The organism is Chloracidobacterium sp. (assembly GCA_016711345.1).
Lineage (GTDB): Bacteria > Acidobacteriota > Blastocatellia > Pyrinomonadales > Pyrinomonadaceae > OLB17.
The window spans coordinates 2354379-2372284 of record JADJTD010000001.1 but is presented as its reverse complement, the minus strand read 5'-3'; the positions used below and the strand labels follow the sequence as shown (position 1 = coordinate 2372284).

Annotated in this window: 12 protein-coding genes; 8 read left to right on the top strand and 4 right to left on the bottom strand. The window is 50.5% G+C overall.

Annotated elements, in window-relative coordinates; all coding sequences use genetic code 11:
• The 6 genes from IPL32_09785 (at window position 1) to IPL32_09760 (ending at window position 8598) form a co-directional block, all read left to right on the top strand.
• Window positions 1–1896 carry a tail fiber domain-containing protein gene (locus tag IPL32_09785; GenBank protein MBK8466110.1) on the top strand — a complete coding sequence of 632 codons (1896 nt, stop codon included), beginning with the start codon at window positions 1–3 and terminating at the stop codon, window positions 1894–1896.
• 98 nt (window positions 1897–1994) lie between these two features.
• Complete coding sequence (locus IPL32_09780) at window positions 1995–4652, top strand: hypothetical protein (protein MBK8466109.1); 2658 nt, start codon at window positions 1995–1997, stop codon at window positions 4650–4652.
• A gap of 600 nt (window positions 4653–5252) precedes the next feature.
• Window positions 5253–5876, top strand: coding sequence for a hypothetical protein (locus tag IPL32_09775; protein ID MBK8466108.1), 624 nt, complete (start codon window positions 5253–5255; stop codon window positions 5874–5876).
• Window positions 5876–6793: a DUF241 domain-containing protein gene (locus IPL32_09770; protein MBK8466107.1), complete on the top strand. Its 918-nt coding sequence runs from the start codon at window positions 5876–5878 to the stop codon at window positions 6791–6793. Before IPL32_09775 ends, IPL32_09770 begins: the two co-directional genes overlap by 1 nt.
• 10 nt (window positions 6794–6803) lie before the next feature.
• Window positions 6804–7895, top strand: coding sequence for a hypothetical protein (locus IPL32_09765; GenBank protein MBK8466106.1), 1092 nt, complete (start codon window positions 6804–6806; stop codon window positions 7893–7895).
• Window positions 7882–8598, top strand: coding sequence for a type II secretion system protein (locus IPL32_09760; GenBank protein MBK8466105.1), 717 nt, complete (start codon window positions 7882–7884; stop codon window positions 8596–8598). Before IPL32_09765 ends, IPL32_09760 begins: the two co-directional genes overlap by 14 nt.
• 42 nt (window positions 8599–8640) lie before the next feature.
• On the opposite strand, the gene IPL32_09755 is transcribed toward IPL32_09760, so the two are convergent.
• The 4 genes from IPL32_09755 to IPL32_09740 all read right to left on the bottom strand — a co-directional run bounded on the left by IPL32_09755 (window position 8641) and on the right by IPL32_09740 (window position 15176).
• Complete coding sequence (locus IPL32_09755) at window positions 8641–9123, bottom strand: hypothetical protein (protein MBK8466104.1); 483 nt, start codon at window positions 9121–9123, stop codon at window positions 8641–8643.
• A 2-nt stretch (window positions 9124–9125) separates the two neighbouring features.
• Entirely contained in the window at window positions 9126–10547 is a 1422-nt protein-coding gene (locus IPL32_09750; protein MBK8466103.1) for an amidohydrolase family protein, read from the bottom strand.
• 153 nt (window positions 10548–10700) lie between these two features.
• Window positions 10701–12983, bottom strand: a complete 2283-nt coding sequence (locus IPL32_09745) for a glycosyltransferase family 39 protein (protein ID MBK8466102.1) — start codon at window positions 12981–12983, stop codon at window positions 10701–10703.
• Between the two features lie 66 nt (window positions 12984–13049).
• Window positions 13050–15176: a hypothetical protein gene (locus IPL32_09740; protein ID MBK8466101.1), complete on the bottom strand. Its 2127-nt coding sequence runs from the start codon at window positions 15174–15176 to the stop codon at window positions 13050–13052.
• Between the two features lie 205 nt (window positions 15177–15381).
• On the opposite strand from IPL32_09740, the gene ychF reads away from it, so the two are divergent.
• Window positions 15382–16485 carry a redox-regulated ATPase YchF gene (ychF, locus tag IPL32_09735; GenBank protein ID MBK8466100.1) on the top strand — a complete coding sequence of 368 codons (1104 nt, stop codon included), beginning with the start codon at window positions 15382–15384 and terminating at the stop codon, window positions 16483–16485.
• 6 nt (window positions 16486–16491) lie between these two features.
• Complete coding sequence (gene chrA, locus IPL32_09730; GenBank protein MBK8466099.1) at window positions 16492–17841, top strand: chromate efflux transporter; 1350 nt, start codon at window positions 16492–16494, stop codon at window positions 17839–17841.
• Window positions 17842–17906 lie beyond the last annotated feature (65 nt).

Here is a 17906-nt window from a genome sequence, read left to right as displayed (position 1 = left end):
ATGAAGTTAACAACTCTTTCTTTAATAATTATTTTAGCCGCAGCTCTTACATCGTTTTCCCAAACTACGGAATTTACCTATCAGGGCAGCCTGAAAGACGGAGCAATTGCCGCGAACGGAAATTACGATTTTGAATTTAAGCTGTTTGACCTTGTAAGCGGCGGCACCCAGCAGGGCAGCACGCTTCAGCGTTTAAATGTTGCAGTTGCAAACGGCATTTTCGCAGTATCGCTTGATTTTGGCGCAGGGACCTTGCCGGGAGCTGATCGATATTTGGACATCGCTGTTCGCACGGCAGGCGGCGGGGTGTTTACGGCGCTTACTCCGAGGAATAAGGTGAACTCGTCTCCCTACTCCGTTAAAAGCCTGAATTCAACAACCGCCGACGCGGCCACGAACGCCACCCAACTTGGAGGCGTGGCGGCCAGCCAGTACGTTGTAACAACGGACCCGCGAATGACTGATGCTCGTCCGCCAACGGCGGGGTCAACAAACTATATACAGAATGGTACATCGGTGCAGGCGTCGAGCAACTTCAACATAAGCGGAACAGGAACGGCAAACATTCTGAATGCCGCCACACAATACAACATCGGCGGCAGCCGCGTCATGAGTGTGGCGGGGACAAACAACTTGTTTGCAGGAGCGGGTGCAGGCACCGCAAACACGACCGGCGGAAACAACTCATTTTTTGGCAGGAACTCCGGCTCCGCGAACACATCGGGCAGCCGAAACTCTTTCGTCGGCTCATTGTCCGGAAACTCGAACACGACGGGCAGCGACAACGTTTTCATCGGCTCTCAGGCGGGCCAGTTGAACACGGGCGGACTCAACAACGTATTTATCGGCTCCACAGCGGGAGTACTTAACGCGACGGGCAATTTCAATACTTTCGTTGGAGCGTTCTCAGGCCAGGCAAACACAACGGGCCTTGGTAATGTTCTCCTCGGCATTGACGCCGGGTACTCGAACACGACCGGCAACTACAATACTTTCGTTGGCACAGGAGCAGGCCGCTCAAACACTACGGCCGGCGACAACGCTTTCTTCGGTCAGAGTTCTGGCTACGCAAATACGACAGGCAGCTTCAATGCCTTCTTCGGGGGAAACTCTGGCTCGGCGAATACAACTGGCAACGCAAACTCTTTCTTCGGCAAGAACGTTGGCGTGGCAAACACCACCGGCTTTTCAAACGCTTTTTTTGGCACTAACGCCGGTGATAATAATTCCTCGGGCGGCGGCAATTCGTTTTTCGGACGTATTGCAGGAACCGGCAACACGACTGGAAGTGACAATGCGTTTTTCGGGTTTGGTGCCGGAGCGGCCAACACGACGGGCGGAAACAACACCATAGTCGGCCACGGCGGAAATGTCGGTTCAGGAGGTCTGAGCTTTGCGACCGCGATCGGCTCGAACGCTGTCGTGACGACAAGCAACACGGTTGTATTGGGCAGAATTGAGGATACCGTTGTTGCTCCAAACCTGCTGCAAGTCGATGCGCTCGGTGCAGCTGGAGCCACTGCGCTTTGCCGCAATGCCTCGAACCAGATCGCAACGTGTTCGTCGAGTATGCGATACAAAGCAAACATCGACCGCTTTGCTTCCGGCCTGAGCCTGATCAACCGGCTCAAACCGATCACCTTTGACTGGAAAGACGGCGGCATGCACGATCTCGGCCTCGGTGCCGAAGACGTCGCCGCGATCGAGCCTTTGCTTGTCACATACAACTCAAAAGGTGAGGTCGAAGGCGTCAAATATGACCGCATCGGTGTCGTGCTCGTCAACGCAGTCAAGGAGCAGCAAAAAATAATCGAAGACCAGCAAACGCAGATCGATGCGTTAATAAAACTGGTTTGCCTAACGAACAAGGATGCCGAAGTATGCAAGGAGAAATAAAAATGAAAAAGGTATTCAAATCAAAAGTTAGAAGTAAAAGAGTAATATTGTTTTGCGTTTCTCGCTTCTTAACTATCACTTTGTGTCTTTGTGCCTTTGTGGTGTATCTTCCGGCCCAGACGACGGAGTTTTCATTTCAGGGCAGTTTGCGTGATGGTGCGAGTCCTGCGAACGGAAACTACGATTTTGAATTTCGCCTTTTTGATGCTCTAACTGCAGGGACACTGCATCCGACCGTTGTGTCACGCAGTAACATTCCGGTTTCAAATGGAATTTTTACGGTGAAACTGGATTTTTTCTCAGTCCTTGTCGGCGCTTTTCCCGGAGCGGACAGGTATCTTGAGATCCGTGTAAAAACGGCAGGCGGCCCGACATACACAACGCTTGCCCCGCGGCAAAAGATCGGCGGCGAGCCTTATGCTCAAAAGAGCCTCAACTCCGATACGGCGACAACCGCAACTAATGCTCAACAGCTTGGCGGTGTTGAGGCTAGCCAGTATTTGACCACGACAACCGGTAACACGTCGTTCGTTCAAAACACTACGACCGAACAACCGAGCAGCAATTTCAATGTGTCCGGCGATGGCACGGTCGGCGGTACGTTGCGGGCCGGCGTGGTCAGGGCGACCAGTTTTAATATCGGCACCAGTCCTGTTTTGACGGCTCCGGGCTTGCTCAATATAGCTGTCGGTTCGAACGCCGGTGCGTCTGTCACAAATGGTATAAACAATGTCTTTGTTGGCAACTCGTCGGGAGCATCCAACACATCTGGATCGCAAAATTCGTTCTTCGGCGCATCAAGCGGAGCCCTTAACACGACCGGAAGCAACAATGCATTTTTTGGCCGATCGACCGGCAGTTCAAACAGCACCGGCGACGATAATTCTTTTTTTGGAACAAGCGCCGGCGACGACAACACAACGGGACAAAGAAATTCATTCTTCGGCCGCAGCTCCGGCGAAAGCAATTTAACCGGTAACGACAATGCCTTTTTTGGTTTTCAAGCAGGCCTGCTAAATACCGCAAGCAGTAACTCATTCTTCGGTTCAGGAGCGGGCGATTCCAACACGACCGGCGGATCAAATTCGTTCTTTGGCCGCAATGCAGGCTCCGGCAATACTACCGGTCTCAGCAATTCTTTTTTTGGTACAAACTCAGGAGTAACAAACACCACGGGCGACCGCAATTCATTTTTTGGAACCAACGCCGGAGTCGCGAACTCAACCGCCTCCGACAATGCATTTTTTGGCTACGCGGCCGGATTGGTTAACTCTACCGGCTTTAGCAATTCTTTCTTCGGCGCTAATGCAGGCGACTCGAACACGACGGGCGATCACAATTCATTTTTCGGCATGAGTGCTGGAGCTGCAAATACAACAGCCTCAAATAATTCGTTTTTTGGTGATTCGGCCGGATTCACGAACACGACAGGTTTCAGCAATTCTTTCTTTGGCGCAAATGCGGGCGAGTTGAACACGACCGGCGACAGTAATTCGTTTTTTGGAAAAAGTGCCGGACTGTCAAACACGACCGGCGGCTCGAATGCTTTTTTTGGGACGAATGCCGGCATTAACAATTCCACCGGCGCCAACAATTCGTTTTTTGGCCGCAGCGCCGGTAACGCAAATACAACTGCCAGCAACAATTCGTTCTTTGGCCTAGCCTCCGGACAATTGAACACGACCGGATTTAGTAATTCATTTTTTGGTGCCAATTCCGGTGGGTCAAACACCACAGGAGACAATAATGCATTCTTTGGCATGAGCGCCGGGCTGACCAATTCGACCGGAAATTCGAACTCGTTTTTTGGGATGAACGCGGGCCTTGTAAACACTTCCGGTGTGAATAATGCTTTCTTTGGACGTTCTGCGGGTGTGGACAATACGATCGGAAGCTTTAATGCGTTCTTTGGAAGCACGGCGGGAAATTCGACGACGACGGGCGGCCAAAATTCCTTCTTTGGCAGAGAGGCCGGTTCCGGAAACATCACCGGCGGCCTAAATACTTTTGTCGGCGCAAGTTCCGGTAGCATTAATTCATCTGGCAGCAACAACTCATCGCTCGGGGCCGCCGCAAATTTTGCTTTTGATGACCTTAATTACGCGACAGCGATCGGCGCCGGAAGCGTGGCAAATGAAAGCAACGCGGTACAGCTCGGCAGGGCCGACGGATCGGACAAGGTAAAGGCTTCAGGACGAATATACGCCCTAAACGGCATGCAGCTCGGCGCATCGGGCGATAATACCAGCATCTTTATTTACGGAGATATCAACGTCGGCGGCGGCGGCGGCGTCAATGCCGATTTTGGAGCCTTCGGCACTTTGTCAAAAGGCGGCGGCAGCTTTAAGATCGACCATCCGCTTGATCCGCTCAACAAATATCTATATCACTCTTTCGTCGAGTCGCCTGACATGATGAACATCTACAACGGCAACACGACAACGGATGAAAATGGGGATGCAGTAGTAACGATGCCTGCCTATTTCGAGGCCCTAAATCGCGATTTTCGCTATCAACTCACAGTTATTGGGCAATTTGCGCAAGCGATCGTTCTCGAAAAGATGCAAGGCAATCAATTTAAGATCAAAACCGACAAGCCGAATGTAGAGGTCTCTTGGCAAGTAACCGGCGTCAGACAAGATCCATTCGCCGAGCAAAATCGAATCCAGGTAGAAATCGAAAAACCGGAAAAGGAACGCGGTACACACCTCTATCCGTCAGCATACGGCCAACCGCAGCCCAAACTTGCTCGGTAACCCCAGAGAATGCTGATTTGCGTCTTTGCGTGAGAATATCTCACGCAAAGGCCGCAAAGAGAAGTCAAACTCAAATCTAAGCACGGCACTTAAAACACACAACGCGGAAAAAACAGTTGCCATTTCATGCGGGATGTGATACTAAATTGCATCGGTGCAACGAATATCGACATCACGAATGTCTTTAGGAGGTCGCCGGCTTGGCTGTAAGACAAAGTCTTATTTTTTTTCAGAAAATCTTGGAACGCAGTGGCAAAATGGCTGTAACTATTGAAAATAAAGAAGTTCTGCGTTCCACTTATGGCGTGGAACGCCATGGAATACTGTGGAACGGATGCTCGGTAAAAATACTGTAACTCTCTTACCGACAAAGAGTTACGTGCTTTCACCGACTTTCTTTGTTCCGCGAGTTATTGGCATATTAGAATATCCAGGGTTCGAGGCGGCCTGACTTTTTCAGACACCGTTTCTTGTTTCACTAACTTTAATTTGCAACATTTTGTCGATTTTTAGCGTGAGAGGCATATGTTTTTCGTGCTAGAATCATAAATTGCTCTTTTTGCGCTCGTTTTAGCATCTTATTTTTTAAGTAGTAGTACTGTGATAACAAAGCTTAATCTATCAACACATCCGTTTCGCAACCGGATGCTTCCGTATCTTGCGGCGGCTTTGCTGCTCGTTTTGAGTGCAGGCGTTGGCGTGTATTGCCTTGCACGGCTTAACGAGAACAGAAAGGAGAACGATCTGCTGGCGACTGCTGTTAAGGAACGTCAGGACGAAATAGCGCGGCTCAAGGGCGAAGGCGAAAAGGTGCAGCAGCTTTTAACGCCTGATCAAAAAGCTCTTCTTACAGCATCGCACAAGCTTGTGGCGAATAAGGCATTTGGCTGGTCGCGGCTCTTCGCCGACCTCGAAACCGTCCTACCCGGCAGCGTCAGTGCATCGCGGATCCTCGTTAATAACGTCTATCAGGACGGCGAACGCATCAAGGCCGAACTCGAATTTGCCGTGCTCAGCAAAGATTATCCTGCCGTGATGGTGATGATCCAGAATATGAACAATTCAGGCCTTTTCCAGGCTGAGCTTCGTGGCCAAGATCTGCAAAAGAATGAGCGGCTGACTTTTACCGAATACACGTTCAGGCTGATCTATACGCCGACCTATAGCTATTCGACAGCACCTGCAACCGATATTGCACAAAATAATTTGGGAGGTGTTCAATAATGGCCGACCTTGACCAAAATCCTATCCCGGCAGAGGACATTCCGGAGAGGCCCGCAGCCGTCGAAGAAGTAACTCTAGCAATTCCGCCCAATCGCCCGCGCAAGGTTTATGACGGAATGTGGGGTCCTCTTGAGATCGGAGCCGTTACAGCCGGAGTGCTGGCAATGCTGATGGCTTTCGTGCTGTATTTCTTTTGGGTCGTTCCGTCAAACCGGGAACTCGCGAGGAACAAATCTGAGGCCGACCGGCTCGATGCTGAGCTTATCTCGGCAAAGTCGAAATACGGCGATATACAGGACACTCAAACGCAAGTCGATAAACTCGTCGGCAGCGTTGACGATTTTGAGACCCGTTTCCTGCCTATGCAGACAAACGGCCAGGCGGCTCTTTATCAGCGTTTGAACGGCCTTATCAGGGCATACGGCCTTGAAAATACGACCGGGCCCGATTATGCTCCGCTCGAGGGCGTGGATGTCGATCAAGCAAAACAAACAGACGAGGAAAAAGGGCGTACCAAGTTCAGGAGTCTCTATCCAGGCGTTTATGTCACGACAACGGTCGAAGGTTCTTACCAAAACCTGCGCCGCTTTATCCGCGAGATCGAAACGGGCCGTGAATTTGTCGTCATCAGCTCCGTTGAGCTTGCTCCATCCGACTCTGAAACGAAAAAAGAAGGTGAGCCAAATGCACAGCCTGCTCAGGCAGACGTGAACCCGACTGTCGGTGTCCAGAATGCGAAAGGCGGCTTCGCACAACCGGCGGTAAATCCAAATGCCAGAACGGCCCCGCAACAAGATCAACGATCATCTCCGAAAGGAAAAACACGCGGCGAGGTCGTCGCCCTACGCATTGAAATGGCAGCGTATTTTAGACGGCCCGGTTTTGTACCGATGCCATCGACTCCGGCAGAACAGTAATTTATAAGTAATGGCTTTTTTAGAAGGCAAAACTGAAACAGAAAAGAAGCAGATCATCGCCGCAGCGGTGCTCGGCGTTGTGGCTCTCATCGCCCTCTATTTCGCGTTTGGCCGCTCATTTTTTGGCGGCAGCACGACAACGGCAACTGTGACAGTAAAGATCACAGCGACACCAACGCCAGGTTCCGGTGCTTCGACAACACGGCCCGTTGCGGTTTTGCCGACGGCATCCGAACAGGATTTTCTTTATCAGACAACAGCGGTGCCCAATCCGGGAAGCATCTTCGCTCCCGAAGCAGGCCGCAACATTTTTGCGTTCTACGAGCCTGCACCGCCTTGCAGAGGCGAAGATTGTCCCTCTCCGACGCCTCCTCCACCGCCTCCAGTAAAGCCGCCAACACCAGTGCCAACGCCGCCAGTACTACTTGCCGGATTTAGCCCGCAATCAGTTTATGCCGGTGCTCGCGGATTCAAGCTTGAAGTAACCGGAGATAAGTTTACGCCTGATTCGCGTATTTATTTCAATCAATCGGAACTGCCGACAACCTTTATCAACTCTCAGAAACTCACGGCGGAGGTTTCTGCGAAACTCATCTCAACAGAAGGCTCCCGGCAGATCATCGTTCAGACTCCCGACGGCAAACTCTATTCGGATCAGGTGATGATGACTGTGCAGGCTCCGCCGCGGCCTACCATTCTCTACATCGGAATGATCGGCCGTAAGCGCTACAACAACGACACTGCATATCTGGCAGAAAACGAGAAAGCCGCTCCATTCGGTGCTCGCCTTAACGATGTCATTGGCGGACGGTTTCGTCTGATCGATATTTCGGCGGCAGAAGTTGTTTTTGAAGATACCAGCCTCGGCTTCAAGCACCGCGTTCCGATCTCTAAAGGTATTCTTATCGGCAGCGTGCCGCCCGGAAGAGGCACCGATCTGAATCAGCCCGGCGTTCCAACCTATCCGCCCGGCTTCATACCGCAGGATGTTCCTGGCATACCGAACAACATTCCGCAGTATAATCCGAACCCCGAGCAGCGAAAGATGGAGATGCAAAAGCAGCAGCAGCAAAAGGAAGACGTCAACGATGAGGACGGTTAAAGACAGGCACTCCGAACGCGGAATGACGCTCCTTGCCGTTATGGGCATCATGGCAGTGTTTGCCATTGCGCTGCTTGCCGTGGCACCCAGCATCCATCAGGAAATTCAACGTGAAAAGGAACTCGAAGCGATTGCCCGCGGCGAAGAGGTCGCCGAAGCAATTCGCCAATACGTCGAATTCTATCGCGGCGCGAAACTGCCCAATTCGATGGACGACCTCATAGAAGGCCTTCCGCAAGGTACAAAAAAACGCCAGATACTGCGAGCCTCCGCAGCCATCGATCCGCTATCGGAAGACGGCAAGTGGCGTCTTATAAAAGCCGACGTTCAAACGCTCGGCCCGTTTGCCCGCCGCGTACAAACATATAACGGCGGTGTCTTGCCCTCAAATCCGAGCCAAACGTTGGACCGCTACACTCTTGTTATCGTCAACTCCGTAAACACTGAAACCGAAGGCGACTCTGAGGATGCTGATGAAAGTATCGAAGTCCTCACCGACAACACGCCATTCATCGGCGTCGCCAGCCAAAGCCGCAGCAAATCCTTCATCGCATATTACGGTATCGAAAATCATTCGAAATGGATCTTTACGCCTCTTTTCCGCGGTACCGGAAGAAATATGTCCGTGCCGCCACGTGGCAGCACATCAGGAACCGGACCTAGTTCAGGATCGGGATCCGGTTCGGGTAGCACCCCTAGATAGGGCAGAAGGCAACTACGTTGGTCAGTGCAGTAAGTTTGAGACTTATTGTGGTTTCATTTTCTTTTCTTTATCGGTGCAATTGCCGGGATCGATCGTCGAAGCTCCGTTCGCTATCTTCCAGCCATCGGCCGTTCTCACGAGGTTGAATTGATTGATGCCGCAGTGCGAGATCTTTTTACTGACGAAGAAAACATATCTGCCCCAGACCATTGCCCAGTCACCGTCAACCACGACCTTTTGATCGTACATACGTTCTTCAATAACCGCTGTCTTGTCGGTAAAGAATTTTGAGAACTGTTCACGGTTTATCACGTCGAGCCTCATTTTTCCGTCTTTCGTTTTTCGTATTGCAGCAAGCTGCGCGTCCGTGGTGTTTAGGTCGATGATGCCCGCCGGATTTGCCGCTGCCATCTCGGCGAATAGCTTATCAACGACCCCAAGCACGGCTGCCCTGTCATCCGATTTCTGGCCAAAGGCGGCAGTAGCAGCGAATAATATTGCAACTGTAAAGACAATGTTTTTCATAACTATTTTGTTTCCTTTAATTCTGCCTTGTGAAAACGAGGCGCGATCTCATCCAGCCAGCCGTTCATTTCAGCTTGGGTGTAAAACTTGCCCTTGAGCATAACTCCGCTGCGCTTTTCGGTATTTGAAATATCGTCGAGCGGATTTGCATCGAGCAAGATCAGATCCGCAGTTTTGCCTTTCTCTATGGTGCCCGACCGTTTTATCGAGCCGAGATACTCATGAGCGTTTCTGGTGCCCGCCGCGAGAACTGCATAGTTCGAAAGCCCTGCTTCGGCAAGAGCCTTCAACTCGCGATGCATAGTAAAACCATAGAGCCACAAAAATTCCGGCGTGTCCGAACCAGCCATTATCTTTCCACCCGCATCGTAGATCGCCTTGATCAACTTATTTCGCAGATCGATCCATCGTGCACGCTTTTCATGCGATACATTATTGAGAGGTGTTCGTTTCAGATAATTGATGTAGAAATTCTGGGTCTTTGTAGGATAAAATCTGAAATCCGGCTGAGCGCGTATCGACTCTTCGCTGCGCGGCAACCCGAAAGTGTTCTTCATAAAGTGTTGCGTTGGATCGACATATGGATTAGACGCAACAGTCATTTTCGCGGCCCACGCTATCTTGGATTCGTCAATGTAATCAAGGCTCTCCCAATTTTTGGGATTGTAAATGTAAATGTCCGAAACCGAACCCTTCATCGGAGCATCGTCGCGAAGCAGCATTTCCAGATAGCCGTCCAGATGCTCTATCTGCTGACCCGCCTTCCACGCACGCGGCACGGTCACAAAACGACTGTCCGCATGGCCAACAACCCGAATGTTCTGTTTCGAAGCCTCGTCAATTGCCGTTTCGTACAAAAGCGATTTCAGAAATGTAGTGATCTTAATGAAATCATACCCGGCAGCTTTTGATTTACGGACGGCTTCGCGGGCCTCTTCAGGCGTAGTGACAACAAAATCATTTCCCTGCTCGCGTCCCGTAAGATGCGGGCTTGCGCTGTAGATCGTCGGTGCAATAATATCGCCTTTCGCCGATCTCGCACGCAAGATCAATTGCTCAGGCGTACCTATCATGAACCTGCAAGTCGTCACACCGTTCGCAACCATAATGCGCAGTTCGTCCGGCGCAAGTTCATCGGGAAAAGCGTCGTCCGACATTAAATGCGTGTGCATATCGACAAGTCCTGGAATGAGAAACTTCCCTCTTCCATCAACCCGTACAGCGTCCCGTGGCACTTTGACCTTAGCCGCATCGCCAATCTGGGCGATCTTACCTTCTTTAACAATAACCGTTTGATTGCTAAGAACACGCTCGCGGTCCATTGGGATGACATTCACGCCAACAAATGCTGTCGTCTGCGCCGCAATTGAACAAACGCCTGCTATTACGACAACCAGTACTATTATCAGAGCTTTTGTCATCATAACTTTCTTTTAAGGTCAGCTGTAATACGATACTGACTGGAAAATGGTTTCGGTCAGAAATCAATTTTGGTGAGCTCAGCGAAATACCTATAAAGGAAAAGCGCCGATGATGTTTCTATCATCGGCGCTCTTGTTGGTTGATTTGTTTGCGGACTAAGGCGTCATTGGAATCGACGGTATAACGCTTACGTCACGCGTACACGGATCGGTGTTATAAATTACAACGCCCTTGCCTTTTTGCACGCTGTCCTGAACCGGGCCTGCACACGGGGGATCGGCGATATCTTTTCGCACAAGCAGATTCAGATCTACGCCAGGCCGAAGCGGATATGCACCGAGGTATCTATACTTTTCTGAGTATTTGGCTATTGCCTCCGTATCCTGATCTTTCTTCTTGGTAATGACGATCTCGGCGTCGGTATCGATCACGCGGCCATGATAACCGACAGATTTATAATCGACCACAAACCAAGTAAACGGCCAGTAATCGGGCGATGTGAGATCGATCTTCATATCGTAGCCTTTGCCGCTTTTCTCTCTGTAATAATCGATCTGCGCGATCATATCCAGAAAACCGCGCCTCGTGTGAGCGTAAACGTACGGCATCTGATCGTCATCGTAGCGGATCCAGTTGCTCTTGTATGTTTGAAATCCAAGAATCGTCGTTCCAAGAATGAGGAATGCGTAAGCAACAAAATTAAGACGTCGATCCTTAGACGTTATAAATTCGTGCAGAGCGTAACCCGCGACGAGACACATCGGCAAGACATAGTTAAGCGCGAGCCAAGGCGTTTTATATGGAATAATAACATACGCGAGAAAAACGCCTGCCGCCCATGCCGCACAAAATGTCGCAAATCGGTGGCGGTTCTTAAATGCGGCCACAAGCGCAGCGATCAGGGACATTAACATGATCGCGTTCTCGCCCTTCGATCCCCATTTCAGATATGCCCAAGGACCGTTCTGAGCGTGTTCTTTTGTACCGGTTTTTGTCCAGATGTCATACGCCTCAAATGCTCGCCAGAAGAAGCCTTCTTTGTACGAGAAGAAGGAAGTGAAGAACAACATGCTTAGATACAAAAAGAAGATGAACCCTGCACCGATGACCAGAGCCATGTGCTTATTGTTGCCGAGTGCCTCGCGGAATCCCCTCCACGACAGCTCTTCGGGCGGGGCAAAGGTGGTGTCGTTACTGTGCTTGAGCGACGAAACGTAAATGAACCACATCACCAACGACAACGTAAACAACAGCAGCAGCGAATAAAAAAGGAAAGGTGTCTGCTCCCGATAGGCATTGTTCATGAACTCTGTATAGAGATATTTATACCCTTCCGCCATGGTCGGATAAAAATAAATACACGCCGCCGCAACAACGCCGGTGCCGACCAATGCGTTTCGCATTAGGGTCTTTTTGAGAGTCTTGCCGGGCCCGATCTTTTCCCATATCCAGACACACGGAATTGCAATGAGCATCGTTCCGAGTGAAATAAAGCCTGTCTCTTTGGTAGCAAAGATCATTGCGACAGATGCCGCAGCCAGAAGAAAATAGATCGGCCGTCCCTCATCCCATTTGGTGAGGAACTTCATTATGTACCAGACGATGGCAACCGTAGCCAAAAACAGGACGAACCGCAGTCCCGATACAGCCGTCTCATTCTCACCGCCGAGAAATTTACCGCCAAGCGTTGCTACAGGCAGAAAACTGATTATAAGCAGAATCCACATCCACCCGATCGCAAATGGGCCGGCTTTGCGTTTTTCAATAAAATAGACGACTGCAACGACAACGCAAAGCTGGAAAAATACAAAAAATATCTCGTGAATAAAATAACGCGAGACAAAAACCATCCCCGGTGAAATGGCTACAAAGAAAGCGGCGATCAACGTTCCAAGATTGCCAAGATAGCGTCTCAAAAAGAAGACCATGATGACCATCAGCAACCCAAAAAGTGATGAAAGTCCGCGCAGCGGCCAACTCACAAGGCCGAACATCTTCATCAGCGGGTATGCGAAAAAGTAAATGGTCGGGCCGTGATAATTGGATGGGTCGTACTGGTATTTATTGTCGCGGATCAGATTGGTCAGCATCCATCCATTGACACCTTCGTCATGGTGGATCGGCCGGATCATGAGCAGGAAATATCTCAGAAACGCAGCAAACGCTGTGATCGCCACTGCGCTGCGAAACCACGTCTTATCATCCATGTTGCGCAGTTTCTCTTCGATCGGATGGACAGGAATGTTGGACTCGAGGTTCTGCGTTTTCGCCGCAGGCTTCTTTTTCTTCTTAGTTCCCGCCTTCTGATTCTTAGCGTCCGCATTCTGTTCCGTCACGTCAGATTCTTGATCTGTGACTTCAGATTGCTCTTCGGCTATCTCTAACTGCTGCTCTTCCGGCAAATCGCCGGGCCTATTCTTCTTCCGTTTTCTGCTCATAATCTCTTAATTACACAAAGATACTAAGACTCCGTGATCCGCATTATCGATCCGGTGGCCGTCGTTCTAACCCTTCACTTTATAAAACTTATACTTGCCAAATTCCGCAATTACCGGAAACTTACTGAAATATTCATAATTCAGTTTTAGGTTACTTTGACTTAAATAATACTCTTCTTCAGGCGTTGTCACCACATATTCGATGTTGTGTTTCTGCAGCAAACTGTCCGCCTCCGGCAAGCCCTGATATATCTTCTTGACATCGTTCTCACGTTCACCGTAATTGATGCCGTATGATCCCAGATGTCCAGGATATCGCATCAGCGATTGCCGTCCGGAAAGCACGACTGTCGAATTATATATGCCGCCGTTGAGGATAAGTGCACCGGGCTGTGTCTTTTGCTTGATCGCATTAGCCAGCTTCATCGAGTCGTTGTTAAAGACACCCAGCTTAAGTTGGCTTGACGCGACACGCCAAACATCGACTGCGCCGGCAAACGTCAGCACGACAAGGCAAAGCGCGGCCACGCCCTTCCAAAAGTTCCCGCGCTGCATCCAAAGCCAAGCGACCGCATACGCTATCAACGGTATGGAACCTACGAACCAGTAGATCAAAACCTTGATGTTGTCCCATTCCCACGGCGCAAGCTTTACGACGTTTGTGAGAATGAACAAGAATGCGAATGGCAAGTAAAAGTATAACAAAACCCTACCGTTAGGAATGTCGAGCACGGGCTTGTTGTCCGGTTTTTGTTTTTGTTTCTTGACCTTCTTAGGAGCCGGTTCTTCACTCTCATGCTCGTCGGCATCGTCGTCGTCAAGATCCGGATTCGCGTCCTTCCATTGTTTCCACAAAAGGTAAAGTCCGACAAAGAGCGCCGGGATCGTAAGACCGGTGTTCTTGAGCCAGAACCAGAGGAAATCATTTTCCCGCTTGTCCCAGCCGAAGTGCCAGCCAAAAAACTTCTCTGTGTCCGTAGCGGTTCCCGTGATCGACCACACAAGCTCCGGCACAGCGATCAATGCGGTTCCGACGCCGAATGAGATCCAAGCGGTCCATTTGTCGAGCTTGAGGAAAAAGAGAAACGCCGAGACGATAAACAACGCTGCTAAACTGTGCAAATGCACGAGAATAAGCGTTCCCGCCATCAATCCTACGAGAAAAGGGCCCAATGGAAACTTGCCAAAGAAACTGGGCTTTAGAGCAGCGGCGGAGGCCGTTTCGACTTCCGTGCCTTCCTCTCGGCTGAAGATACGCCAGAAATATTGCAAGACTAATATCGTCAGCGGCATTCCGAACAATATACCTCGCTGCGTGATGAACAATACGGTCATCGTATTGCCCCAACGAAACAGTGCCTTGGCGTCGTTGCGGATCGTGTAATCGATCGGCAAATTCCAGATAAAATCGCTAAAGCCTTTCGTTGCTGCGCCGAGATCCTGGAAAAACCAAATAAACCCAAGTCCGCCGCTAAAGAACAAGATCGCAGGTGCGATGCGTCCTGCAAGCAAGCTGCCGGTGATCTTTTCGGTAAACCGCTTCAGAATAAGCATCAGAGCGATTGCCCAGGTCACGTTCTGAACCAATATTACTTCTTTGAAATCAGCACCAAGTTTAACGAAACAGGCTGCAAGCATATCCGCCATGAACGGATACGAGAACTTAGCTCCGGCATAGGACGGATTCTGCGGCGGAAACACCGCACCTTCGGAAAAAGCGAATATGCCGCCGAGGTGAAATGAAAGATCGCCCAGATTCTGATAGCCGCCAGTAGTTATACCGGCTGCAACCTTGCCGCCCTCGGGAATGTAATAACAGGCCTGCGCAAAGAAGAAAAAGATAACCGTGAAAAAGAAGAGGTAATACGACAGCGTTATCAGCTTCTTTAGATTCCAACCCTGCGTCTTACCCTTGGCAACTGCCCAGTCGTGCAGAAATTGCTTTTGTATATCAGGCCGCTTCCACAGCAACAGCAAAGGCAGCAGTGAGATCGCAAGCGCAACTAGCAGTGTGACCGGCGTAAAAACTCCCGCGACATAGCAAACCGCAAATACGACCACGCCATACATGGTCGAACCGGCAATGCTCCCGGCCGAAAGCCGCCACATAAAAGACTCGTCCTTCACGACAAGGTAAGTCAATGCCAGGCCGCTAAGCGCAAGTAATGCAAGTAGAATCAAAGAAATGACCATATATGTGTGTTAGTGGAGCGATTCCAAACTTGTAAATAACTTACCGTAAAACGGGCGTAAAACACAATATGCTACAGAAAAAATTGTCACGACCGGGAATGATAGTGACTGCGTTCTTAGAGCTACTCGGCTCACCAATCTTTCCAAAACCACGCACAATCTGTAAAATCAGAGTTTTGGCCTAACACACGGCTTACGCACCTATATGTTACAAGCAGGAATCGTTGGCTTGCCCAACGTCGGAAAATCTACACTTTTTAATGCCTTGACCGCCCAGGAAGCGGCGCTGGCGGCAAATTACCCTTTTGCGACCATTGAACCGAATGTCGGCGTCGTCGCTGTGCCCGACGAACGGCTTGCCGTACTCGAAAAGCTCAACAATGCACAAAAGGTCGTACCTGCGACGGTCGAGTTTTTGGATATCGCCGGCCTCGTTCGCGGTGCATCCAAAGGCGAAGGTTTGGGCAATCAGTTTCTCGCCAACATCCGTGAGACGCATGCCGTCATTCAAGTCGTCCGATGCTTTGACGACGACAACATTATCCACGTCGAAGGTTCGGTCGATCCCGTGCGAGACATCGAGACGATCCAGATCGAGCTTGCCCTTGCCGATCTTGCTTCTGCTGAGAAACGCAAGGATAAAGCGACCCGCTCGGCTAAATCAGGCGGTGATAAAGACGCCAAGGCTGAACTTGTCATACTCGACAAGATTCTGCCCGTGCTAGAAGAAGGCCGTCCTGCACGAGCCGTCGACCTTACTGATGACGAACGAGCCATAGTTAAAACCTGGTTCTTTCTCTCGACCAAACCCACGATCTACGCCGCCAACGTTGATGAAGAAACCCTTGCAAACCCCGACGGTAATCCACATGTCGCGGCGGTAAAAAAACACGCGGCCAGTGAGAACGCCGATGTTGTCGTGATCTGTGCAAAGCTCGAGGCTGAGCTCGTCGCCCTCGACGCAGCCGAGCGCAGCGAATATCTAAAGGACCTCGGCCTCGCCTCAAGCGGTGTCGACGAACTGATCAAAGCCGCCTTTCACATGCTCGGACTGATGAGCTTTCTCACGGCCGGCGAAAAAGAAGTCCGTGCCTGGACAATTCCCATTGGTACCAAGGCTCCACAGGCCGCCGGTGAGATCCACACTGACATCGAACGCGGCTTCATCCGCGCCGAGATCATCGGCTATAACGACCTCGTGGCCTGTGGCAGCCGAAAAGCCGCCAGCGAAAAAGGCCTCGCCCGCCTCGAGGGCAAAGAGTACATCATGCAAGACGGCGACGTGGTTGATTTCCGGTTTAATGTTTAATTAAATGTGGAAAAACTGACTGGTAAACGACACGTCTCCTTCACCGAAGCCTTTCGCTTTTGGTTGAAGCTCGGATTCATTTCGTTTGGTGGCCCGGCGGGGCAGATCGCGATAATGCACAAGGAGCTTGTCGATAAGCGACGCTGGCTTGGCGAAGAGCGGTTCCTACACGCGTTGAATTACTGCATGCTGCTGCCGGGGCCTGAGGCCCAACAGCTTGCTGTGTACATAGGTTGGCTGATGCACCGTACTTTAGGCGGCATTATCGCTGGTGCGTTCTTTGTGATTCCCTCGATCTTTATCTTGCTCGGACTGTCTTATGTGTACGCCGCTTATGGGCACATTCCGGCCGTGAATGGCGTGCTCGACGGTTTCAAGCCCGTTGTCGTTGCAATAGTTGTCGAAGCTCTTTTTAAGATCGGCAAACGCGCCCTTAAACGTGAGACACATTACGCAATTGCCGCTCTTGCCTTTGTCGCGATCTATTTCCTTCATGTTCCGTTTCCGTTGATTGTTTTAGGTGCTGCTTTGGCAGGGCTTGCTGGAATTTGGTTTACGCCCGCTTTATTCGCAACGCCAATTGAGAAACATAAGGATCGTAATGTAACCGACGATGACCAAAAACTGTCGCTTGTCATCCCTGATGATGAAACACCTCTTGAACACACTGTTCCGAGTCGATCTCGACTCGTCAAAACTCTCGCCGTCGGTATTGTGTTATGGCTGGTGCCTTTCACGGCACTAATTGCATGGCGTGGATTCAGCAGTTTGCATGTCGAGGAATATAAGTTTTTCACCGTCTCCGCTCTAGTAACATTTGGCGGAGCGTACGCGGTACTTGCCTACGTAACACAAGCGGTTACTACGGCTCCGTATACCTGGATCACCCCGACGCAAGCCGTTGACGGACTCGCACTTGCCGAAACAACGCCGGGACCACTAATCATGGTGCTCCAATTCGTCGGATTTATGGCAGGTTGGAACAATCCATCTGACGGGATGTCTCCGCTCATGTCCGGCGTAATCGGAGCATTGATCACGACCTACACGACATTCCTGCCGTCGTTCCTTTTTATCTTTCTAGGAGCACCCTATATAGAAAAACTTCGCGGCAGCAAAGTGCTTACCGGAGCCCTTTCAGGCGTAACGGCCGCTGTCGTTGGTGTGATCCTCAATCTCGCTCTTGTCTTCGGTTCAGCGGTTATTTTCTCTGAGGGTTTTGGCGGAAATATCAATTGGTTCGCCTTAATTACGGGCATTGCCGCCTTCGTTGCACTCTTCCGCCTAAAGGTAGATGTATTTTGGGTCATACTCGGAGGCGGCCTCTTCGGATTAGTTCGAATATTTGTCTCGTAAACTCCCGCTTCCGTGTGTGGTTAGGCATTCTTGAGTCTTAAAAAGAGTGACAAAAATCACACCGT